This is a genomic window from Nonomuraea sp. NPDC005983, from assembly GCF_040614375.1.
Classification (GTDB): Bacteria; Actinomycetota; Actinomycetes; order Streptosporangiales; family Streptosporangiaceae; genus Nonomuraea.
In genome coordinates, this window is sequence record NZ_JBEXUP010000148.1 from 1 (window position 1) to 21,003 (window position 21,003).

At 70.2% G+C, this 21,003-nt stretch carries 18 protein-coding genes; 8 read left to right on the forward strand and 10 right to left on the reverse strand.

The features are described from left to right. Positions 1-401 (forward strand): helix-turn-helix domain-containing protein (locus ABZ297_RS38985; protein WP_355356993.1); only part of this gene is annotated, 401 nt, incomplete at its 5' end. A 40-nt stretch (positions 402-441) separates the two neighbouring features. Here the strand turns inward: ABZ297_RS38985 and ABZ297_RS38990 are convergent. Further along, a complete protein-coding gene (locus ABZ297_RS38990) occupies positions 442-3,225 on the reverse strand; it encodes a BTAD domain-containing putative transcriptional regulator (protein WP_355356995.1) in 2,784 nt (927 codons plus the stop codon). A gap of 458 nt (positions 3,226-3,683) precedes the next feature. Here ABZ297_RS38990 and ABZ297_RS38995 point away from each other — a divergent pair, with 458 nt between their 5' ends. From ABZ297_RS38995 to ABZ297_RS39010, 4 genes are all read left to right on the forward strand, one after another. Continuing rightward, a complete protein-coding gene (locus tag ABZ297_RS38995; RefSeq protein ID WP_355356997.1) occupies positions 3,684-4,967 on the forward strand; it encodes a helix-turn-helix transcriptional regulator in 1,284 nt (427 codons plus the stop codon). Positions 4,968-5,013: 46 nt separating this feature from the next. Continuing rightward, on the forward strand, positions 5,014-5,589 hold the full coding sequence (locus tag ABZ297_RS39000) for a copper resistance CopC family protein (RefSeq protein ID WP_355356999.1): 576 nt from the start codon (positions 5,014-5,016) through the stop codon (positions 5,587-5,589). Continuing rightward, positions 5,586-7,568 carry a cytochrome c oxidase assembly protein gene (locus ABZ297_RS39005; protein WP_355357001.1) on the forward strand — a complete coding sequence of 661 codons (1,983 nt, stop codon included), beginning with the start codon at positions 5,586-5,588 and terminating at the stop codon, positions 7,566-7,568. Before ABZ297_RS39000 ends, ABZ297_RS39005 begins: the two co-directional genes overlap by 4 nt. Positions 7,569-7,774: 206 nt before the next feature. Beyond that, the gene (locus ABZ297_RS39010; RefSeq protein WP_355357003.1) at positions 7,775-8,161 is read left to right on the forward strand and encodes an ATP-binding protein; all 387 of its coding nucleotides are present in this window, start codon (positions 7,775-7,777) and stop codon (positions 8,159-8,161) included. Here ABZ297_RS39010 and map read toward each other — a convergent pair. Further along, positions 8,148-8,996, reverse strand: a complete 849-nt coding sequence (map, locus tag ABZ297_RS39015; RefSeq protein WP_355357005.1) for a type I methionyl aminopeptidase — start codon at positions 8,994-8,996, stop codon at positions 8,148-8,150. The genes ABZ297_RS39010 and map overlap by 14 nt on opposite strands. Before the next feature lie 32 nt (positions 8,997-9,028). Here map and ABZ297_RS39020 point away from each other — a divergent pair, with 32 nt between their 5' ends. Further along, positions 9,029-9,205: a hypothetical protein gene (locus ABZ297_RS39020; RefSeq protein ID WP_355357007.1), complete on the forward strand. Its 177-nt coding sequence runs from the start codon at positions 9,029-9,031 to the stop codon at positions 9,203-9,205. 15 nt (positions 9,206-9,220) lie between these two features. Here ABZ297_RS39020 and ABZ297_RS39025 read toward each other — a convergent pair whose 3' ends face one another. The 7 genes from ABZ297_RS39025 to ABZ297_RS39055 form a co-directional block, all read right to left on the reverse strand. Further along, positions 9,221-10,246: a LacI family DNA-binding transcriptional regulator gene (locus ABZ297_RS39025; protein WP_355357008.1), complete on the reverse strand. Its 1,026-nt coding sequence runs from the start codon at positions 10,244-10,246 to the stop codon at positions 9,221-9,223. Next, on the reverse strand, positions 10,247-12,013 hold the full coding sequence (locus ABZ297_RS39030; RefSeq protein ID WP_355357010.1) for a glycoside hydrolase family 36 protein: 1,767 nt from the start codon (positions 12,011-12,013) through the stop codon (positions 10,247-10,249). 2 nt (positions 12,014-12,015) lie between these two features. Next, on the reverse strand, positions 12,016-12,825 hold the full coding sequence (locus ABZ297_RS39035; protein WP_355357012.1) for a carbohydrate ABC transporter permease: 810 nt from the start codon (positions 12,823-12,825) through the stop codon (positions 12,016-12,018). Next, positions 12,822-13,742, reverse strand: a complete 921-nt coding sequence (locus ABZ297_RS39040) for a sugar ABC transporter permease (protein ID WP_355357014.1) — start codon at positions 13,740-13,742, stop codon at positions 12,822-12,824. The genes ABZ297_RS39035 and ABZ297_RS39040 overlap by 4 nt, the downstream gene beginning before the upstream one ends. Next, the gene (locus tag ABZ297_RS39045; RefSeq protein WP_355357016.1) at positions 13,739-15,040 is read right to left on the reverse strand and encodes a sugar ABC transporter substrate-binding protein; all 1,302 of its coding nucleotides are present in this window, start codon (positions 15,038-15,040) and stop codon (positions 13,739-13,741) included. The genes ABZ297_RS39040 and ABZ297_RS39045 overlap by 4 nt, the downstream gene beginning before the upstream one ends. 141 nt (positions 15,041-15,181) lie before the next feature. Next, positions 15,182-17,440, reverse strand: a complete 2,259-nt coding sequence (locus ABZ297_RS39050; protein ID WP_355357018.1) for a M9 family metallopeptidase — start codon at positions 17,438-17,440, stop codon at positions 15,182-15,184. Between the two features lie 338 nt (positions 17,441-17,778). Further along, positions 17,779-18,030, reverse strand: coding sequence for a hypothetical protein (locus ABZ297_RS39055; protein ID WP_355357020.1), 252 nt, complete (start codon positions 18,028-18,030; stop codon positions 17,779-17,781). Positions 18,031-18,103: 73 nt separating this feature from the next. On the opposite strand from ABZ297_RS39055, the gene ABZ297_RS39060 reads away from it, so the two are divergent. Continuing rightward, complete coding sequence (locus ABZ297_RS39060; protein WP_355357022.1) at positions 18,104-19,072, forward strand: LysR family transcriptional regulator; 969 nt, start codon at positions 18,104-18,106, stop codon at positions 19,070-19,072. Positions 19,073-19,083: 11 nt separating this feature from the next. Here ABZ297_RS39060 and ABZ297_RS39065 read toward each other — a convergent pair whose 3' ends face one another. Next, positions 19,084-19,662 (reverse strand): hypothetical protein, encoded by a 579-nt coding sequence (locus tag ABZ297_RS39065; protein WP_355357024.1) that lies wholly within the window; start codon positions 19,660-19,662, stop codon positions 19,084-19,086. 156 nt (positions 19,663-19,818) lie between these two features. On the opposite strand from ABZ297_RS39065, the gene ABZ297_RS39070 reads away from it, so the two are divergent. Beyond that, a complete protein-coding gene (locus ABZ297_RS39070) occupies positions 19,819-20,964 on the forward strand; it encodes a lipase family protein (protein WP_355357026.1) in 1,146 nt (381 codons plus the stop codon). The last annotated feature ends 39 nt before the right edge of the window (positions 20,965-21,003 follow it).

The following is a 21,003-nucleotide window of genomic DNA, read 5'->3' on the forward strand; positions in this document are numbered from 1 at the left end:
CCGGCGCCGCCGCCCTGAGGGGTGGCGTGGAGGAGGCCGGGCACGCCCGCCGCCTGGCGGACGCACGCGGCGGCGCCGTCGTGACCAGCGACGAGATCTACACCCACGCCCTGCTGCTGGCCACGGTCCCCGGCGACATCCGCCGCTCCTTCACCGACCGCCTGCTCACCCCGCTTCTGGACTACGACCGCCGCCACCAGTCCGACCTGGTCCTCACCCTGGGCACCTTCCTGGACTGCGCGGGTTCGTGGAACGCCTGCGCCGAGCGGCTGCACGTGCACGTGAACACGGTCCGGTACCGCATCCGGCGCGTGGAGGAACTCACCGGACGGAACCTGTCGGGAATGGCGGACAGGGTGGACTTCTTCCTGGCCCTCAGAGGCGCCACCCCTCCACGCTGACCAAGCGGCGGCACCCACCTCCCACGCCGGTCTGGGACCCTCACGCGGGTGCAGGGCGTGTGCCCATGCCGAGAGCTTCTTGTTCTTGCAGAGCTTGCTCGAGCCAGTAGGCGCTGTCCATGCCACTCGCGAGCGAGACAGCCTGGGAAAGGCGTTCCCGCGCCTCGCCCAACCGGCCGAGCAGCCGATGGGCTCGCGCCAAAAGGACGAGGCACCCCGCCTCCGCGGTTTTCGACTTGCTGTCGCGGGCAAGTGCCAGGGCGCTCTCGAGGAGCGCCCTGGCCTTGTCCAGTTCTCCCAGGTCGAGCAGCACCCGCCCGAGCGTGATGCAGACATGGGCCTCCTGCATGGCGTCACCCGCGCTCCGCGCCATCGCCGCCCCCTCCGCGAGAGCGGCCGCGGCCTCGGTCAGGCGGCCGAGCCCCTCGTACGCGGAACCGAGCATCAGCAGGGCGTACCGTTCCCCCACACTCGACGAGATGTCCCGGGCGATCTCCCGCTGGGCGAGTGCGTTGCGCAGCGCGTCGTCGAATCTTCCCCACTTCACATAGGTAGCGGCCAGATTGCCGTGCGCGCGTTGCACGTTGAACCGGTCGCCCAGCCGCCGGGCCAGGGCCAGGAGTTGCCCACCGTCGTGCACCGCCTCAGCCATCTGCCCCTTGTGGTACCTGCCCGCGCCAACGTAGCCGTGCACGTGCATCCTGATGCGGTCGTCATCGAGGCGATCCGCCACGAGCAGCATCTGCGCGCCGGTGGAGAGCATGTCGGCGATGCGATAGGCCTTTTCCTGATACCACGCCATGGCGAAGGCGATGGCCATGCCCAGCCAGGCGACCCCGTCGTCGGGGTCCCTCAACGCCTGGGACGCGGCGGCGAGCAGCACGGCCTCCTGCTGGGTGAGCCAGGCGTACGCCTCGTCGGCGCTCCCGAACCGGCGGCCGGGATGGTCCACCTCGAACAGGTGGAAGGGGTGCACCCGATGGGGATCGCTGGTCCGCGCCGCGGACTGGGCGGACGCCGCGTAATAGGAGAGCACGCGGGTCAGCGGGGCGATCCTCTCGCCGGCGGGCGTCAGCTCGCCGGCGAAGAGCCTGACGAGATCGTGGAGGTGGTAACGCCCCGGCACGCCGCGCTCCAGGAGGTGGGCGTCGCTCAGCCGCTCAAGGGCGCGTTCGGCCTCCGGCGCCGAGGAGTCGAACAGCGAGGACGCCGCCTCGGTGGTGACGTCCGGCACGTGCAGGAGCCCGAGCAGCGCCAGCATGCGCGCGGCCAGCCGGTCGGCCGGGCGGGCGCTGCCGTTGAGCGCGTTCCAGCTCGCCGCGAGACTGGACCGGACGGCGAGTTCCCCCGCCTCCAGCTCGTGCAGCCGCCCCCGTTCGTCGCTGAGCCGCCGCACGAGCGCTCCCACGCTCCAGTCCGGACGGCTGGCCAGGCGGGCCCCCGCGATCCGCAGAGCCAGGGGGAGGCCGTCGCAGAGCCGGACCAGCCGGGTCGCCTCGGGGAGATCGGCGGAGACGCGGCCCGCACCGGCGAGCCCGGCCAGCATGGCGGTGGCCTCGGCGTCAGACAGCGGGCCGAGCTGGAGCTGGACGCAGTCGTCGCCGGCGATGAGAGACTCGCGGCTCGTCACCAGCAACGCCGTGCCGATGGGCGCCGACAGGAAGGGCCGGACCTGCGTCAGGTCGGCGGCGTCGTCCAGCAGGATGAGCAGGCGCTTGTCGTGCAGCCTGCTCCGCCACAGCGCGGCCGCCTCGTCGGCCTCGGCGGGGATGGCGTCGTCCAGCGTGCCGATGCCGCGGAGCAGCCGGCTGAGGATGTCGTGCGACGAGAGCCGGGCGACGTTCGGCGTGCCGCCACGGAGGTTGACGTACAGCTGCCCGCTCGGAAAGCGCTCCTTCACCATGTGCGCGACGTGGACGGCCAGCGCCGACTTGCCGACGCCCGGCGGCCCGGAGATCACCACGAACGGGTGCGGCGGGCCGTCGCCCTCCGGTACCAGCAGGGTCTTCAGGCGCGCGCTCTCGTCCGCCCGGCCGACGAAACCGATGAGGTCGCGTGGCAGCTGCCGAGGCACGGGCGGAGCGGGCACCGCGTCGCCGCCCGCGCCGGACAGGACGAGCTGATGCGCCCTGCGCAGCCCGTCGCCCGGATCCACGCCGAGCTCCTCGGACAGGAGGCGCCGGGTCTCCTCGAAGACCGTCAGTGCCTCCGCCTGGCGGCCGCTTCCGTGCAGGGCGAGCATGAGCAGCTCGCGGGGACGTTCCCTGAAGGGGTGATGGCGGGTCAGGTCCTGAAGGCCGGCGAGCGCCTCCTGCGGGCGGCCGAGCCGCATGAGGGTGTCGGCCCGGTCCTCGGCCGCGGTCAGGCGAAGCTCTTCCAGGCGGGCGCGCTCGCTCTCGGCGAAAGGGCCTGGCACGCCGCTGAGCGCCGGGCCGCGCCACAACGCGAGAGCCTGGTGGAGGCGGCGTAACGCGGCGACATGGTCGCCGACTCTCCGCGCCTCGCCGGCCGCGTCGAGGCGCTCGGCGAAGACGCGGGAGTCAACCTGACCGGGATCGACCTGCAACCGATAGCCGCCTGCCGTGCCGATCAGCAACGTCGACGGCTCTCGCCGTCCGCGGCCGGGTTCGAAGACGCGCCTCAAACCGGCGACATAGGTGTAGACGCTCTGTTCGGCGCTGGCAGGCGGCGCCTCGCCCCACAGGCCTTCGATCAACTGGCTCATGGTGACGACTCGCCCAGCGCGGGTGGCGAGCATCACCAGGACGGCCTGTTGGCGCGGCGACCCCAGATCGACCTCGTCGTCGTCCAGTGCGCCGACCACCGGCCCCAGGAGACGGAGAGTCAGGCCCTCGGCCGGTACGCCTCTCGTGTGATCACGGTGTGGAGCCACCCAGGCAGCTTAGTCACCGTGACCACGACGTGAAGGGCCTGTAGATCGAATGTAGACAGGCCCGGTACCGTCCGAATCTCTCCGGAAGAAACGGGGGTTGTTTCCGGCGGCAGCAGGGGACCGTCGCCGTTGCCTGGAGGCCTCAACTCCGCGCTGGCGGACACCTGTGCCAGGACCCCTACTACCGGCGGCGATGGTCAGCAGCAAGCTGGGAGATCGTACGCAATCTGGAGAGACGAATCCGCGTTTGCGGCCGTAGCATGGCCTCCAACGGTCATAACGGCCGCAATCAAGGCAGCAAGTGCGGACAGGGCAATACGCGTGAACATTGGGGGTTCTCCCTCGTTTAATCGTGTTGCTCGACGCAATCATCTCAGGGAGCGGCAGCTGTGACCACATCTGACCTGGTGGGACTCCGTATCAAGACGGTCAGGCGACAGCGCGGCCTATCTCAGGCGCAGCTCGCGCACCCTGAATTGTCTGACAGTTACGTCTCCTTGATCGAGAGTGGCAAGCGTACCCCGACCCCGGCCGTTCTGGAGCTCCTGGCCCAGAAGCTCGACTGTTCGCTCTCCTATCTGGTGAACGGCGTGACCGCCGAGCAGATGGAGAACATCGAGCTCGCGCTCGGCTACGCGCGGCTGGCTCTGGAGAACGGAGAGATCTCCGAGGCTCGCACCCGCTTCGCTGAGCTACTGGCCGACAACAACCTGACAGGTCTCACCAAGGTCCGTCAAGATACGGAATTCGGGTTGGCCCTGGCGACGGAGGCGGCAGGCGACCTCGACCAGGCGATCTCCATTCTCATTCGGCTGCGCGAAGAGGAGAACACGCCAGAGCGCAAGATCGAGCACGCCATCGCTCTGTGCCGGGTCTACAGGGACAGCGACAGGCTCACCGAAGCGGTGGAGGTCGGAGAGCAGCTCCTGGGCAGCCCTTCCCGTCCTGCCTGGACGGACCTGCTGGTCGAACTGGGCGCCACCCTCCTGTCCGCCTACCTCTACCGCGGTGACATGCTCAGGGCCAGGCAGTTCGCCGCAGAGTTGCTCAACGCCGCCGACATACTCGGCACGCCCAGGTCGATCGTCGCCGCCTGCTGGAACGCCGCCTTGGTGGCGGACAGTACCGGGCACGGTGAGGAGGCGCTCACCTTCGCCGAGCGCGCTCTGGCGGTGCAGTCCGAGAGCGGCCAGCCGCGCAACCTGGCACGCATGCGGAACATGTTCGGCGGGCTGCTGCTGCGGGTGCGCCCCCACCAGGCACGGGAAGCGCGCGACATCATGCTGCGAGCCGCGGAGGAACTGGCGCAGACCTCGGCGAGCGTGGTCGACCTCGCCCGGTGCCAGGTCGAGCTGGCCAGGGCCGAGATCGTCCTGGGCTCGCCCGCCAAGGCCATCGGTCACGTCCAGGCCGGGAAGGAACTCCTGCCGGGGAACGTGCGCGCCCTCGGCGCCGAGGCCGACCTGCTGACCAGCCGCGCTCACGCCGCCCTGGGCAACCACGCCGAGGCCGAGATGCACGTGCACTCGGTGCGCGACAGGCTCACGCCGCTGCCCGACTCCCGCCGCGTCGCCGGCACCTGGTACGCCGCGGCCGAGACCATGGAGCAGCTCGGTGAGGTCGACGAGGCGGTCGAGGCCTATCGGCGAGCGCTGGCCTGCACGGGGCTGTAGCGCGGGGTCGGGACCGGGTGTCCGCGTCGGTAGCCTTGGGGATGTCATGAAGAGATCCCCGCTCGCGGTCCTGACCGCGCTTCTCGCCGCCCTGCTCGTGCTCGGCACCGCCGGGCCCGCGCTGGCGCACGACTCGCTCAAGAGCAGCGACCCGGCCAAGGGCGCCACGGTCGGCAGCCTCGACCGGGTCAGGCTCGAGTTCAGCTCGACCGTGCGCATGCCGTTCGTGGTCGTGCGCGGCGAGCAGGGCGACAAGGCCGAGCACCAGTTCGGCAGCCCCGCCGTCAAGGGCGCCGTGGTCACCCAGGACCTGCAGGGCGAGCTGCCCAGCGGGAAGTACACGATCGCCTACCGGGTCGTCTCCTCCGACGGCCACCCGATCGAGGGCGAGATCCCCTTCAAGGTCGAGGCCGCCACACCGGGCCCCACGCCGGGGCAGGCCGCCGAGGCCACGGCATCCGCCCAGCCGCTTCCGGCCCAGGCCAGCTCGGTCCCCGTGACCCCGCTGTCGGCGGAGGGAGGCGGTTCGGCGTCGTTCCCCGTCTGGCTGCTGATCGTCGTCGGCGCGCTCGTCGGCATCGGCATCGGCTTCCTGCTCAGCGTCCGGGGTAAGAAGCAGTGACCAGGGCCGCGCGTCTCGTGTTCGCGGCGGCGGTGGCCGCGCTCGTCGCGCTGGTGGTCGCCATGGTCGCCGGTGGCTCGGCGTTCCCGCGGATCATCCCCGGCCTGCCCGACGCCGGGGCGCTCACCCGGTGGGCGCTGCCCGCGTCGAAGCTGCTCTCCGACGCGGCCGGGGTGGTCACCGTCGGGCTGCTGCTGGCGGCCACCTTCCTGCTGCCGAACGACAAGGGCATGCTCGGCAAGAGCGCCCTCGGCTACGTCAGGGCCGCCTCCTGGAGCGCGCTCGGCTGGGCCGGCGCCGCCGTCGCCACGATCGTCTTCGAGACGTCCGAGACCTGGGCCAGGCCGATCACCGAGCTGGGCGGCGGCGGCAACTACCTGACCGGCTTCGCCACCCAGACCAGCCAGGGCATCGCGCTCACGCTGGTGGTGCTGTTCGGAGTGGCGATCGCGCTGTTCTCGCGCGGCGCCATCACCGCCGGAACCTCGGCGGGGCTGCTGGTCTTCGCCCTGGTGACGGTGCTGCCGCCCGCGCTCACCGGCCACTCGTCCTCCTCGCCCAACCACGACCTGGCCACTTCGGGCCTGTCACTGCACCTGGTCGCGGTCGTGCTGTGGGTCGGCGGCCTCGGCGTGCTCACCCTGCACGCCGTGCGCGGCCAGCCGCAGCTCGCGATCGCCGCCGCCCGGTTCTCCCGGATGGCGCTCTGGTGCTTCGTCGTGGTGGGCCTGTCCGGGGTGTTCAGCGTGCTGGCCCGGCTCTCCGACATCACCCAGCTCTGGACGTCCGCGTACGGGGTGCTGCTCGTCGCCAAGACCGTCGCGTTCGTGCTGCTCGGCTACGCGGGCTGGTGGCACAGGCAGCGCACGCTGAGCGGCCTCCAGGCGGGCAAGCCGGGCGCGTTCACCCGGATGGCGGTCGGCGAGCTGCTGGTCATGTCCGCCACCGTGGGCCTCGCGGTCGCGTTGTCGCGCACCAAGCCGCCGGACGTCTCGCTGCCCGCCGACCGGGCCTTCGAGCTGCTCGGCTTCCCGATGCCGCCGCCGATCTCGATGGCCAACCTGGTGTCGATGTGGTGGTTCGACCTGTTCTTCGCGATGGTGGCCGCCGTCCTGGCCTGGCTCTACGGGGCCGGGGTGGTCAGGCTGCTGCGGCGCGGCGACCGCTGGCCGTGGGGCCGCACCGCCGCCTGGTTCGTCGGGGTCGTGGTGCTGGTCGTCGCCACCCAGAGCGGCTTGTCCCGGTACGCCAAGGTCATGTTCGACCTGCACATGGTGGAGCACATGACGCTCTCCATGGTCGTCCCGATCTTCCTGGTGCTGGGCGCGCCCGTCACGCTCGCGCTGCGCGCGCTCAAGCCGGCTGTCAGGCGCGGCGACAGGGGGCCGCGCGAGTGGCTCACGACGATCCTGCACAGCAGGTTCGTCCGGGTCGCCGGGCATCCGGGCATCGCCACCGCGATCTTCATCGCCTCTACCTACGCGCTGTACTTCACGCCGCTGTTCGCCTCGGCCATGGAGGAGCATCTCGGGCACATCTGGATGACCCTCCACTTCCTGATCAGCGGGTCGCTGTTCTTCTGGGTCATCGTCGGCGTCGACCCGGCGCCGCACAAGCTGCCGTACGTGGGCAGGCTGCTGACCCTCTTCGTCACCATGCCGTTCCACGCGTTCTTCGGCATCGCGCTGATGATGACCGGCACGGTGATCGCGTCCAGCTGGTACGAGCAGCTCAACCGTCCCTGGGGCGGGTCGCTGCTGGAGGAGCAGCAGAACGGCGGCGCGATCGCGTGGGGCTTCGGCGAGATCCCGACCCTGATCGTGCTGCTGGCGATCGCCGCCCAGTGGTACCAGGACGAGGACAGGAAGGCCAGGCGGGAGGACCGCAAGGCCGACCGCAGCCCCGCCGGTAAGTCGGAACTCGACGCCTACAACGCCTATCTCGCCCGGCTCAACCGCATGGACGAGGGCGCCGAGTAGCCGTTCGGCCACGGCCTTCTATCTTCGCTCCACGAGGTCAGAGCCCGGCGGCTAGGCTAGCTCGCAGGGGATATGGGCATCACTCCATCAGGTGTATGCGCGGACCTTGAGGGGGGTTGCGCATCGCAGAGGGAAGCGTCGGCTCGGGGGCCGGCCGTGCTCGCGGTGCTCGGGAAGGCGACATTCAGTTGGCGGAAGAGACGCGCATGCGCGGGGGACGAAGTCTGGCCGAGGCGCTGGAGAGCTGCCTCGCGGAGTGGTCGGAACGCACGGGCATCGCCGTCGAGATCTGGGCCCTGCCCGCCACCGACGTACCGCAGCGGATCGCGCGCGGCGTGCTGGCCACCGTCGGCGAGGCGCTGTCGAACGTGGAGGCGCACAGCGGCGCCTCCACGGTGTCGGTCGCGGTCACTGTGGGCCGCTCCGGCCTGCGGCTGACCGTGAGCGACCACGGCCAGGGGTTCACGGCCAAGCCGGGCCGGGGCATCGCGCGGATGCGGGCGACCTTCGCCGAACTGGGCGGCAACCTGTCGGTGACCAGCGTGCGCGGTGAGGGCACGACGGTCACCGGTGTGCTGCCTAAGGGAGGGTGAGGATCTCGCTGCCGGTGTCGGTCACCACGATCGTGTGCTCGAACTGGGCGGTGCGCTTGCGGTCCTTGGTCACGGCGGTCCACTTGTCGGGCCAGATGTCGTACTCGATCGTGCCGAGCGTCAGCATCGGCTCGATCGTGAACGTCATGCCCGGCACCAGTTCGACGCGGAGCGACGGGTCGTCGTAGTGCGGCACCATCAGCCCGGAGTGGAACGAGGTGCCGATGCCGTGGCCGGTGAAGTCGCGCACCACGCCGTAGCCGAACCGCTTGGCGTACGCCTCGATGACCCGGCCGACCACGTTCAGCTGCCTGCCCGGCGCCACCGCCTTGATCGCCCGTATCATCGCCTCGCGGGTGCGCTCGACCAGCAGCCGCGACTCCTCGTCGACCTCGCCCACCAGGAAGGTCGCGTCGGTGTCGCCGTGGACGCCGCCGATGAACGCGGTGATGTCGACGTTGACGATGTCGCCGTCGCGCAGCACGGTGTCGTCGGGGATGCCGTGGCAGATCACCTCGTTGATCGAGGTGCACAGCGACTTGGGGTAGCCCTTGTACCCGAGCGTGCTCGGGTACGCGGCGTGGCCGAGGAGGAACTCGTGGCCGATCCGGTCGAGCTCGTCGGTGGTGACGCCCGGCCTGACGTGTCTGCCGACCTCTTCGAGGGCCTGGGCGGCGATCCGGCCCGCCACGCGCATCCGCTCGATCGTCTCGGGAGTCTTCACGTCGGGCTCGCCGGTCTTGGGCCGCTTCTTGCCGACGTACTCCGGCCGCTCGATGTGGGCGGGAACCTTCCTGATGGGCGAAACTCGCCCTGGCTGGAGCAGTGTCGTCATGAAACACGAGTCTACGGGGCAGAATTGACCCCGTGAGCGATGGCCAGTGGTGGTTCTGTCTCAAGCACATGCGAGTGGAGCCCGACAAGGGGTGCCCCAACAAGGACCGGATGGGCCCGTACCAGACCGAGGAGGAGGCCGCCGGCGCGCTGCAACGCGCCGCCGACCGCAACAAGGCGTGGGAAGAGGCCGACCAGGACGACGACTGACGGGCGGCGCGCCCGTTAGCCGGTGCTGTCGCGGACCACGAGGGTTCCCGGCAGGAGCAGGCCCGCGGGTGGCGGCTGCCCGCCGCCGATGACCTGGAGCAGGCGCGTGACCAGGGCGTTGGCGATCTCCGGCAGGGGGTGCCGCACCGTGGTCAGCGCCGGTTGCAGGAACGCGGTGACCGGCAGGTCGTTGAACCCGCTGATCGCCAGGTCGGAGCCCACGCTCAGCCCCTCCGCCCTGGCCGCCGCGTAGGCGCCCATGGCCAGCCAGTCGCCCGCGGCGACCACCGCCGACGGCCTGGCCCTGGCGGTGAGCAGCGGCCTGAGCGTCTCGGTCACCGAATCGGGGTCCCGCGCGGGGGAGACGACCTCCAGTGCGGGGGAGGTGTCGAGCCCGAAACGGCGCACCCCCGCCTGGAAGCCCTCGTGCCGGTGGCCGACCCAGGGCCGTTCCGACTCCAGCCCGAGGAAGGCCACCCTGCGGTGCCCCTTGCTCGCCAGCAGCCCGACCAGGTCGATCATCGCCTGGACGGTGTCGACGTCGACCCAGGTCTGCGGCTCGCCCGGGGCGGTCCGCCCGAACCCGACGAAGGGGAAACCGACGTCGCTCAGGTGTGCCACGCGCCCATCGTTGTGCAGGACGTCCGCCAGGACGAACCCGTCGACCGTGCGCGAGGCGATCACCTCGTCCATCGCCTGCTCCCGGCTCTGATCGGGACGCGGACGCACCAGCAGGACCTTGTACCCGGCCTCGCCCGACACGGTGACCATGGCCTCCAGGAAGCCGCTCATCACCGGGTTGGGGTTGGCCGGATCGTCGGCGGCAGGCGTCAGATAGGCGATTATCCGCTTGGTACCCGACTTGAGGCTGCGCGCCGATTGGTCGGGCCGGTAGCCCATCTCCTCGATCAGCGCGCTGACCCGTTGCAGGGTCTCCGGCTTGAGCCTGTAGGGGGCGTTGAAGACGTTGGAGACGGTCTGTCGGGAAACTCCGGCCGCGCGTGCGACATCCTCAATGGTGACCCCGCGCGACCTGCGCATTCAGCCCTCCTGGTTGGTACGGCGTAGCCGCAGCAAGCCGCCCGTCGGCACGTCCACGATCGTCACGCCGGGCCCCAGGCTCAGCCTGGGGGACGAGACCAGCGCGCCCTCGCAGTCGTGGACGCTCGCCGCGACCTGCTCGTCGGTTTCGCCGACGAGCAGCACGGCGGGGTCGGAGTCGGCGTTGGCGACCAGGAAGTCCTGCCACCCCTCGCCGGGGACCCGCACCGGGAGCGGCGCGTAGCGAGCGATGATCGTGGTCCTCTCATCATAGGCTCGCACGAGCGGGAAGCCGTGTTCGGCGCCCGTCGGCTCCAGGACGCCGAGCTGCAACGTGTCCAGGTGCTCACGGAACACCCCCAGCCAGAACGCCAGCGCCGCCCGCTGCGCGCCGGTCTGCGCGGTGAGGTCGACGGAGATCTGCGGCACCGAGAACAGCGCGTTGATCAGGTGCACGGCCACCTGCTGAGGCGGCTCCGCGGCGTGCCAGAGGATCATGTCGGAGTGCACGGCGAGCGGTCCCGCGAGCAGGCGCAGGTCGATCGTCCGCTGGCGGTTCTCCTGCGGGCTGAGCGGGCAGTCCACGGCACGGATCATGTTGGCGTACGGCCACAGGCCGGGGCTGGTGTAGGGCTGCCTGTGCTCGATCAGCACCTCGGGCTTGGCGCGGCGCAGCCGTACGTCGAGCGCGTCGAGCAGGCGGCGCACGCCCTCGGAGACCTCGGGACAGTCCATGCCGTCGCGGGCGGGCGGGTTCACCCTGGCGAACCAGTCGACAAAGTCGATCTTCAGGCCGTCCATGTTCCACGCTTCGACGGCCTGCGAGAGGCGGTCGACGATGAACGCGCGCACGTCGGGGAAGCGGGGGTCCAGCACACCCGCGTCCATGTAGTCGGCGTAGGTGAGCAGTTTGTCCTCGAACCGGGCGAAGGCGGCGTTCTCCTTGCCGACGAACGGGATCGCGTACCACAGCAGGTAGGACAGCCCCAGCGCGTGCACCCGCTCCACATGTCCTGAAAAATCGGGAAATGACGCTGGGTTCGGCTCCCAGTCGCCGCAGAAGGCGTAGCCCCGGCCGCGGTCGGCCGTCTGCCAGCCGTCGTCCACGATGATGGTCTCGCAGCCCAGCTCGCGGGAGAGCCGCGCCTGGACCTCGACCGACTCCTCGCTGATCTCCTGATGCATGCTGTACCAGGTCGAGTAGGCCGGCAGCCTGGCCGCCCGAGGCGTCGGCGGCAACGGCCTGCCCTGCCCCCACCAGGCCGCCACCTCGGCCAACGCCGCGGAGAACGGCCGGTCCGACAGGTCGATCCGGAGGCTCAGGCTCCCGCTCGCCTGCTCCACGACGAACAGGAATTCGCCGGTCTCCTCGACCACCCCGCCGCTGAAGCGCACCTCGCCGACCCCGTCGGCGAGCGCCACCGTGCACACGTTGACGTCGGCCGTGCCGATCAGCGAGATCGCGGGCGCGCCCACGGCCAGAGAGGACGTCTTGGGCGCCCGCCAGCTCGGCGGCAACCAGCGATGGGCGCCGCTGTCCGGCGTCCAGAAGGCACTGACCGACACGCACGGGATCCGCCACTGGGCGCTGATCCCCTCCGCCGACTGCGCCTCGATCAGCCACACGTCCTCGGTCACCCGGGTGGAGGTGGCCTCGGAGGCGCCGGAGAGCTCGACGACCACGTCGCCCGCGGCGCCGGAGAGCGACACCGTGGTCGACACCGTGGGCGCGGCGCCGGGGGCCGTGTGGGGCTGCCACAACTGCATGTCTATCCCTTCGTGGCTCCGGCCAGCAGGCCGGAGATGAACTGACGTTGAAGAACGAGAAAGAGGATCATCATGGGCAGCGACGAGATCGCCGTGCCCACCATGACCTGGCCGAAGTCGGTCTTGGCCAGCCCCTGCAGGGTGGCCAGGGCGACGGGCAGCGTGTACATCTCGGGGGTGCGCAGCGCGATCAGCGGCCACAGGAAGTCGTTCCACGCCCCGAGGAAGAGGAAGACGGCCAGCGCCGCCAGCACGGGACGCATGACGGGGATCACGACCCGCCACAGCACCCGCAGCTCGCCCGAGCCGTCGATCCGCGCCGCGTCGAGCAGCTCGTCGGGCAGGGCGAGGAGCGACTGGCGCATGAGGAAGATGCCGAACGGCACCGACAGGTTGGGCAGGATCAGCGCCGGATAGCTGTCGATCAGCCCGATCTCGTTCATCAGCTCGAAGATCGGGATGATCGTCACGCCGCCGGGAATCACCAGCGTCGAGAGCAGCAGCACGAAGAACGCGTTGCGTCCGACGAACTGGAACTTCGCGAAGGCGTACCCCGCCAGCAGCGACACCACGATCGCCGCCGCGGTCTGGACGGTCGCCACGAACAGCGTGTTCTGCAGGACGTTCGCCAGCCCGATCGACTCGTCGAGGGTGGCGAGGTTCTCGCCGAGGTGGTCGCCGGGGTAGAACCTGGGCGGCCAGGAGAAGATGTCGGCGTTCGCGTGCGTGGCGGCCATGGCCAGCCAGTAGAACGGCCCGACGCAGAGCGCGAACACCGCGGCCAGCGCGAAGGTCAGCGTCCAGCCCTTCATCGACGGCCTCCCGTCAGCTTCAGCTGCAGGATCCCGAACCCGGCCACGATCAGGGTGAGCGCGTACGCGATCGCCGCGGCGTAGCCGAAGTCGAAGTAGCGGAAGCCGTTCTGGTACAGGTACAGCGAGATGGTCAGCGTGGCGTTGTCGGGGCCGCCGCCGGTGAGCACGAACGGCTCGTCGAACAGCTGCAGGGTGCCGATCGTCGACAGCACCACGGTGAGCAGCAGGATCGGGCGCAGCTGGGGGATCGTGACGGAGACGAAGCGGCGTCCGGCGCCCGCGCCGTCCACCATCGCGGCCTCGTAGAGCTCCTTCGGGATGCTCTGCAGCCCCGCGAGGTAGATGACCGCGTTGTAGCCGGTGTAGTGCCAGGTCAACGCGATGATGATGGAGATCCGCGCCCAGAAGGGGCTGCCCAGCCAGTTGACAGGATCGATCCCGACGAGGTCCAGGAGCCAGTTGAGCAGGCCCGTGTTCTTGTTCAGGATCACCGAGAACATGACGCCGTAGGCCACCAGGCCGGTCAGCGACGGCATGAACACGCCCAGCCGCCACAGGCCGCGAAGCTTCACGGCCGCGGAGTCGAGCCCGAGGGCCAGGAGCAGCGCGAGCAGCAGCATCAGCGGGACCTGCACGATCAGGATCTGCGCGGTGTTCCACAGCGAGGTCCAGAACAGCGGGTCGTTGACCAGGCGGACGTAGTTGTCCATGCCGACGAAGTGGCGCGCGGCCCCCGCCCCCGTGGTCAGGCTGATGTAGAGCGCCGCGAGGATCGGGTACGCCTTGAACACCACAAAGCCGAGCAGCGCGGGCAGGATCAGCAGGTAGGGGATGTTCCTCCGGGTGACGAACGATCGGCGGGGGCGAGCCGACCCGGTCCCGGCGGCCCGCCGCCGTGTCATGGTGAGGGTCATCCCGCGAGCTTCCTGCCGGTCTGCTGGGCGAGCTGCTGGGCCGCCTCCGTCAGCGCGGCAGCCGGGTCGGCGCCCTTGAGCAGGACCTTCGTCTGGGCGTCGCTGGCGATCTTCAGGGCCCGCGCGTAGTCGCCCGAGTAGTAGGTGGCGTCCGCGCCCTCGGTGAGCGAGTCGACGAAGGTCTTCAGCGCGGGCTGGCCGCCGTAGAAGTCCGACGGCTTGGTGAACATCGGGTCGGCGTAGGCCGCGGTCAGGGCGGGGAAGACGCCGCCCTCCCTGAAGGCCTTGTTGATGGCCTCGGGCCTGGTCAGGGCGTACTCCACGAACGTGTACGCCTCCTGCGGGTGCGGGCTGGTGCCGGAGACCGACAGGTAGGTCGCGTTGACGATGGCGGCCCGCTTGCCGCCCTGGGTGACGGCGGGCGGCTGCATGACCCGCCATTTGCCCTTCTGGTCGGCGCGGTCCTCCTCGAGATAGCTGACCGCCCACGCCGGCCAGGGCAGAACGGCCAGCTTCCCGGCGCTGACCAGTTGCTTCCAGGTGCCCTCGCCGGAGATGTCGGCGACGATGCCCGCGTCGTTCATCTTCTTGATGAGCGACATGGCCTGCACGGCGGGCGCGGCGTTGAGCGTGACGTTGCCCTGGCCGTCGAAGTAGAACGCGCCCTGCTGCTGGAGCAGTGCCTGGAAGAAGTCCATGTCGACGACGCTGGCCTTGAGGCCGATCAGGTACGCCCCGGTCTTCTCCTTGATCTTCTTTCCGGCTTCGATGGCGTCGTCCCAGGTCTTGATCGACGCCGGGTCGACGCCCGCCTTGTCGAAGATGTCGGAGCGGTAGAAGAAGCCTTGCGGGTTGACCTCCCATGGCATCGCGTAGACGCCGCCGTCCTTGCCGGTGACCGTGGGCCACAGGCCCTTGGCGAAGGCGTCCTTGTGCTTGTCGGCGCCGAACTTGCGCAGGTCGGCGAGGCCTCCGGGGAACTTCTCCAGGTAGCCGGGCAGGTAGTCGACGCCGATGTGCATGACGTCGGCCAGGCCCTTGCCGCCCGCCGCCATGCCGATTGTGATCTTGTCCCAGATCGCCGGGTTGCCGATGTCCTGGACGGTGACCTTGATGTTCGGGTGGGCCTGCTCGAAGTCCTTGGCCACGGCGGCGAGCCCGGCCGAGGCGGGCTTCCAGCTCCACACGGTGATCTTGACGGGACCTGCCTGTGCTGCCGGACCGGAACCGCCGCACGCGGCGGCGCCGAGGGCGAGCGCGCCGGTGACGGCGAGGCTGAGGAGGCTGCGACGGTTCATGGGGGGTGTCCCTTCCGAGATATGAACGTTCATATTTGAGCGTTCATATCGGACATTTGGCAAGACACGGAAAGGTAACGGTGGTGGCCCAAAAGAGAGGGCGCCTCCCCCGTACAGGAGAGGCGCCCCATGGGTGTGATGTCAGTACTCGGTGGTGAGGCGCACGCCGCTGAAGTCGGTGACGCCGTACAGGCTGATGTAGTTGTCGCGGCCCGGCGTGAGGTCGGTCACCGTCAGGGTCTCGCTGTTGTCGGGGTTGGTGGACCGGCTCTGGTTGGCCTCGGTCGTCGCCCAGGCGGACTTGTTGAAGTAGAGGTCGGCGTTGCCCGTCCCGCCGGTTGCGGTGATCTTGAGCTGCTTCACCCCTTCGGGAATCCTGATGTAGAAGTAGGCGTAGTCACCCTTGACCCCGGTGATCTCGCTGCGGGTGCAGTTGCGCGCCATGGCCCTGGTGTCGGGGGAGGAGCACGGCGTCGAGGGGTCCTGGCCGCCGTCGCCGCCGCACGCCCCGGCGGCGCAGGCAGTGAGCCAGGTGTCGAAGTCGGCGTCACGGTTCAGGGACTTCAGGAACGTCCGCGCCGCGTCCCACTCGCCCTTGCGGTAGTGCGAGAGCAGGGTGGTCACCTCGGCCGGATTCCTCTCGAACATGTAGCGCACCGCGAGGTACCCCCACGGGTAGACGCGGGTCTGCCCGTCGCCGTACGCCGTGTCGAACAGCGCGCTCAGCGGGTAGGTGTGCTTGCCCGCCTCGGCGGCGGCGTTGGTGTCGTCGAGCTTGCGGTAGGACCACGAGACGTACTCCGCCACACCCTCGACCCACCAGACCGTCGGCGTCTTCGACCCCTCTGCGAAGTCGCCGAACATGTCGAACCGGCCGTCGAGGTAGTGGGTGTACTCGTGATTGAGGTTCCAGATCTCGAACGAGGGGCGCGCCCACTCGGCCTCGTAGGCGATGAACCTGGGCTGGTTGCCCGCCGCGGCGGGGTCACCCTCGAGATACATGCCGCCGTTGTTGGTGTCGATCCCGTAGATCACGCCGGCGTAGGTCTGGTAGTCGGTGGAGGAGTTGAAGACGACCACCTCGAGGGTGGTGTTGTTGTCGTTCGCGACCGGGCCCGAGTCCTTGACCAGGCCGTGGAAGTAGGCGTCCTGGTTCTGCAGGCTGGTGCAGGCCTCGGCGAGCTGCTCGGCGCTGATCTCCTGGGCCACGATGCGCAGCGTCGGGCCGCAGGTGTGGCTGACGGGCAGCGTCGCCTCCTTCACTCGCTTCTGCAGGTCGCAGACGCCGTAGTCGGCGCAGGCGGCCTTGTCGTAGGCGTCGGCCATCTCGGCCAGGCCGACCCACAGGCGCGCGGTCTCCCCGGTGATCGAGGTCTTCCCGAGCAGCGAGATGACCTGCGGTTTCACCTTCGGCAGCAGCGAGGCGTGCTGGAGGAAGCGGCCCAGCTCCCGGCCCGCGTTGACGGTGAGGAACGCCGAGTCCGTGCCCAGCAGATCGAGGTGCTTGGCCGCGAACGACTGCAGGGAGTCGAGCACGCTACTGTCGGCCTCCACCGCCGAGACGAACTCCGGCAGCTGGTGGCCGCGGAACAGCACGGTGAACACCGAGTTGACCGCGTTGCGCATCCACCACAGCTTGTCGTAGGAGCCGTCGAACGCCTCGAGGAAGCGTTTGACGACCGAGAGGAAGGCGGCGTTCTGCCCGGCGCTGTCGATCAGGACGATCGCTTCGCCGAGAGTCTCGCCGTTGGCGTCGGTGACGTCGCCCGAGTGGCTGTTGGCGAAGAACGCCTCGAGCGCGGGCTTGATCGCGTTCTTGAGCGCATCGCCGTACGGGCCGACGTCGTTGGGGTGGTACCACTGCACGTAGTAGCCCGCGCGGAGGTAGAGGACGAGCTGCGCGGTCGACGTGCTGTTGTCGCCGGGGTAGGCGGTGGCGTTGGCCCGGAAGGCGTCGGCGACGGTGACCATCTTCGACTCGCCGAAGGCCGCGCCCGCGTCGCCGCCGGTCAGGGTGAACAGGGTGTTGACGCAGGTGGTGTCGGCCTTCTTGATCGCCTCGATCAGCGCCTCGCCGGTCTTGCCGGTGAACTCGGAGACCGCGCACTCGGAGGCGGCCGCGGTTCTCCTGTTCAAGGAGGGCCTCTTCTGAGTTTTCAGCGTGTTCGGCGCGTCGTAGTCGCGGCGCGCCTCGCGGGTCGACGCGGGCAGCGGCGCCCGTTCGTCGATCGGCAGCGGCTTGTGCAGACGGTGGTCGGGTTCGCCGCCGAGGTCCCGCGCGGGCGCCGGGTCCGCGCTGTGAGCAGGGGTGACGGTGCCGGCCGGAGCGGCGGCGACGGCTCCGGCAGGGACCGGGTTGTGGGCTGCCGCGACCGCGGGAAGCGCGAGTCCGGCAGACACGCTTTGTGCTGCCAATGTGATTGAGGCAGCGATGAGTAATGAGGTGATGGTTCGCATACCACTCCTTGGGGGCTGGAGCGGGCTAGGCGGCCCCCGAATCCTGGCCCGCCGTTTCACGTTGTGTAATGTAAAATGTCACACACTTTCAACCCTGACAAGAGTGGATTTATGAACGTTCATATGGCCTGGTCGGAGGCGCTCGCTGGGGCGGTGTGATGCGTGGGGCGCGTGTGGCCCGGCCGGTGCTCGACGATCAGTCCGGGCGGATCTGCCGGGAGCTCAGACGGCCGCCGGGCTCGTGAGCGCGCTCTCCCTGACGCGATGGGCGGGCTCGGCGGTCACTTGGCGATTCCCAGGCGGGCGAGCTTGACGAGCGCGACGATGCCGATCGCGGCCCAGACCAGGTTGAGCCCGGCCGACGGCCAGGCGGCGTTGTAGGCGCTGTTGATCATCAGGCTCACCGAGCCGACCAGGTTGATGACCTGGTACCTCGCGCCGTCCCCCGACATGCGGGACGTGGAGACCATGCCGTAGCCGAACAGCAGCAGGGCGGCGCCGAGCCAGCCGACAGCGGCGAGAAGGAGATCCATGCGGGCCATTGTCAGGAATTCCTGCTTTGAAGTGCAATTAAAGATATCTAATGCGGGGCGTAAGGTGCCCTGTATGGATATCGACCCCCGGCGGTTGCGCATCCTGCATGAGGTCGCCCGCCGCGGCGGGGTGATGCGCGCGGCCGAGGCGCTGTTCCTGACTCCGTCCGCCGTGTCGCAGCAGCTCGCCCAGTTGGAGCGCGAGGTGGGGCTGGCGCTCATCGACCGCTCCCAGCGCCGCGTCTCGCTCACCCCCGCCGGACGGGTGCTCGCGGGCTACGCCGAACGGGTCGAGGGCGAACTGGCCGAGGCCAGGCGCGAGCTGACCCGCTTCACCGAGCGGCTCGCCGGGCCGGTGCGCATCGCGGCGTTCCCCACGGTGATCAAGCACATGCTGGTGCCCGCCATGCGCGACCTGGCCGCCCGGCATCCCAAGATCGTCCCGGTCATCCACGAGGTGTACGGGCAGCCCGCGCTGCAGGAACTGCGGCTCGGGTCGGTCGACGTCCTGATCACCGAGCAGGACATGAGCCTGCCGGTGCTGGCCCAGCCGTCGCTGGCCACCCGTCCCCTCTACGTGGACGAGTACCGCATCGTGGTGCCGCCCGACTGGCCGGAGCCGCCGCGCACGGTCGCGGACCTGGCGGACGTCCCGTGGGTGGCGGGCGAGCCCGACCAGGCGTGCGGGCAGGCGCTCGACCGGCTCGCCGGGCTGCACGGCTTCGAGCCGCGCAAGGTGCACGTCATCACCGAGTTCGGTCCGGCGCTGGCGCTGGTGGCGGCGGGGCACGGGGTGGCGATCGTGCCGACGCTCGCCCTGCTGGACGTGCCGGAGGGGGAGGTGCGGGTCAGCGAGGTCCGGGACGTGGGTGCGAGGCGGCTGGACGCGGTCACCCGGGTGAGCCGTACCAGGTCGGGCGAGCCGGACCCCGTCCAGGCGGTGCTGATCGCCGCCATCGAGGACGCCACCGCCGCCCTGGACGCCACCCTCCTGGGCCACCTGGACGCGCAGCGTCCAGCGCCGGACCCGAGCCAGGTGTAGGCCGAAGGCGGTCAGTCGGCCAGCTGGGGCCCGCTCACCTTCTCCAGGAGGCGGGCGAGCCGCTCGCGCAGGTTCGGACGCTGCGGGATCTCCCCGGCGGCGGCACTGACCAGGTGCTGGGCGCCGTCGAAGGTGATCAGCCCGCGTGGCGGCACCGCGATCGCGTCGTGGGCCAGCCCCGTCAGCTCCGAGTCGGCCCCCTCCAGCGCCAGGATGGTCGCGCCGGTGCGCCGCGCGTCGTCGACCCGTTCCAGCAGCGGTACCGGCGCCTGCTGCTCGGCCAGCACGAACAGGGTCTCGCCGCGCCCGGCCCGCTGGACACGGTCGAGCCCCACCCGCAGGTGCGGGGGCGCGTCGGCGGGCGGTGACCAGCGGACCAGAGTGGGTGCGAGCTGCGGCAGCTCCGACAGCCGGGCCTCGTCGGTGAGGTGCGCGGTCAGGTGCCACGGCTCGTCGTCAGGCGTGCCGACCAGGAGCAGCCCGCCGGGGGAGCGGGTCGCGCGCAGGGCGAGGCCGAGTTCGCGGGTGCGCTCCACCCAGCCGGTTTCTGCCAGCAGTTCGCGGAGGAAGGCGACCGACCCAGAATCCATCCCCCCATAGTGCATGACCAGCGCCGCCTCGCCCGCGGTTTCCGCGCGTCTGACTCCGGACATTTCAGAGGCTTGACAGCGAGTTACTCGCGGGTAACGATCCATTCGCGGCGCCGCCGTCCCCAGCGTGATCCCCCACCCGAGAAGGGGCGGTCCATGAGAGTATGTGTGCGCGTCAGCATGTCCGTGATCCTGTTATCGATCATGTCGATCTTCGTCGCGACGCCGGCCCGCGCCGCGGCCGCCGGCGACGTCGTCTCGGCCCAGCCGACCACGGTCTACCTCCTGCCGGGCAAGCTGCTGGAGGTCCCGGTCAACGCCTGGCACCTGCTCTATCGCTCCACCTCGGCCACCGGCTCGGCCAACGCGGTGTCCGGCACCCTGCTCGTCCCCAAGGCGCCGTACGCGCTGGGCAGGCGGCCCATCATCGGGTACGCCGTCGGCACGCACGGCCTCGGCGACCAGTGCGCCCCCTCGGTCAGCATGAGCCAGGGCCGCGAGGCCGAGCTGGCGCTGGTCAGCCTGTTCCTGCTGAAGGGCTTCGCGGTGGCGATCACCGACTACGAGGGCCTCGGCACGCCCGGTCAGCACACCTACATGGCCGGCGTGTCGCAGGGCCACGCCGTCCTCGACTCGATCAGGGCCGCCACGCGGGTCTCCGGTGCGGGGCTGTCGGCGCAGGCGCCGGTGGCCGTCGTGGGCTACTCGCAGGGCGGCGCCTCGGCGGCCTGGGCGGCGCAGCTCCAGCCGTCGTACGCGCCCGAGCTCAAGCTCAAGGGCGTGGCGGCGGGCGGCGTGCCGGCCGACCTGCACGCGGTCGCCGACCACCTGGAGGGCACCGCGGACTTCGGCCTGGCGGCCGCGGCCGGGGTCGGTCTCGACGCCGCCTACCCCGAACTGGACCTGGAAGCCGACCTCAACGACCGGGGCCGCGCCCTGCTGGCGCGCGCCGCGGACGCCTGCGTCGGCGACCTCGGCGAGCTGGCCGGGCTGCGCTTCTCCGACATCAGCCCGGTGGACCTGCTCAACCAGCCCAAGTGGCTGGCCCGCCTGGCGGAGAACCGCCTCGGCGCGACGCCCCCGCGCGTGCCCATGTTCCTCTACCACGCCAAGGGCGACCAGACCATCCCGTACGCGGTGGGCGCCGGCCTCCGCTCCGAGTACTGCCGGGCGGGCGTGAACACCCGCTGGACCTCGCTGCCCGCACCCGACCATGTGACGGGTGCCGTCGAGGGCGGCCCCCTGGCCATCGAGTGGCTCACGCTGCGGGTGCTCGGCCTCCCGGCGATCGGCAACTGCTGACCGCCGGCCCCGGCCCGGCGCACCTCGTCCGGGCCGGGC

Bases quoted from the DNA above. Each gene is read 5' to 3' on its own strand.
- ABZ297_RS39025 (WP_355357008.1), bottom strand. From the start codon at position 10,246: ATGCGCAGGTCGCGCGGGGTCACCATTGAGGATGTCGCACGCGCGGCC.
- ABZ297_RS39030 (WP_355357010.1), bottom strand. From the start codon at position 12,013: ATGCAGTTGTGGCAGCCCCACACGGCCCCCGGCGCCGCGCCCACGGTG.
- ABZ297_RS39065 (WP_355357024.1), bottom strand. From the start codon at position 19,662: ATGGATTCTGGGTCGGTCGCCTTCCTCCGCGAACTGCTGGCAGAAACC.
- ABZ297_RS39070 (WP_355357026.1), top strand. From the start codon at position 19,819: ATGAGAGTATGTGTGCGCGTCAGCATGTCCGTGATCCTGTTATCGATC.
- ABZ297_RS39040 (WP_355357014.1), bottom strand. From the start codon at position 13,742: ATGACCCTCACCATGACACGGCGGCGGGCCGCCGGGACCGGGTCGGCT.
- ABZ297_RS39035 (WP_355357012.1), bottom strand. From the start codon at position 12,825: ATGAAGGGCTGGACGCTGACCTTCGCGCTGGCCGCGGTGTTCGCGCTC.
- ABZ297_RS39000 (WP_355356999.1), top strand. From the start codon at position 5,014: ATGAAGAGATCCCCGCTCGCGGTCCTGACCGCGCTTCTCGCCGCCCTG.
- ABZ297_RS39010 (WP_355357003.1), top strand. From the start codon at position 7,775: ATGCGCGGGGGACGAAGTCTGGCCGAGGCGCTGGAGAGCTGCCTCGCG.
- ABZ297_RS39045 (WP_355357016.1), bottom strand. From the start codon at position 15,040: ATGAACCGTCGCAGCCTCCTCAGCCTCGCCGTCACCGGCGCGCTCGCC.
- map (WP_355357005.1), bottom strand. From the start codon at position 8,996: ATGACGACACTGCTCCAGCCAGGGCGAGTTTCGCCCATCAGGAAGGTT.
- ABZ297_RS39060 (WP_355357022.1), top strand. From the start codon at position 18,104: ATGGATATCGACCCCCGGCGGTTGCGCATCCTGCATGAGGTCGCCCGC.
- ABZ297_RS39055 (WP_355357020.1), bottom strand. From the start codon at position 18,030: ATGGATCTCCTTCTCGCCGCTGTCGGCTGGCTCGGCGCCGCCCTGCTG.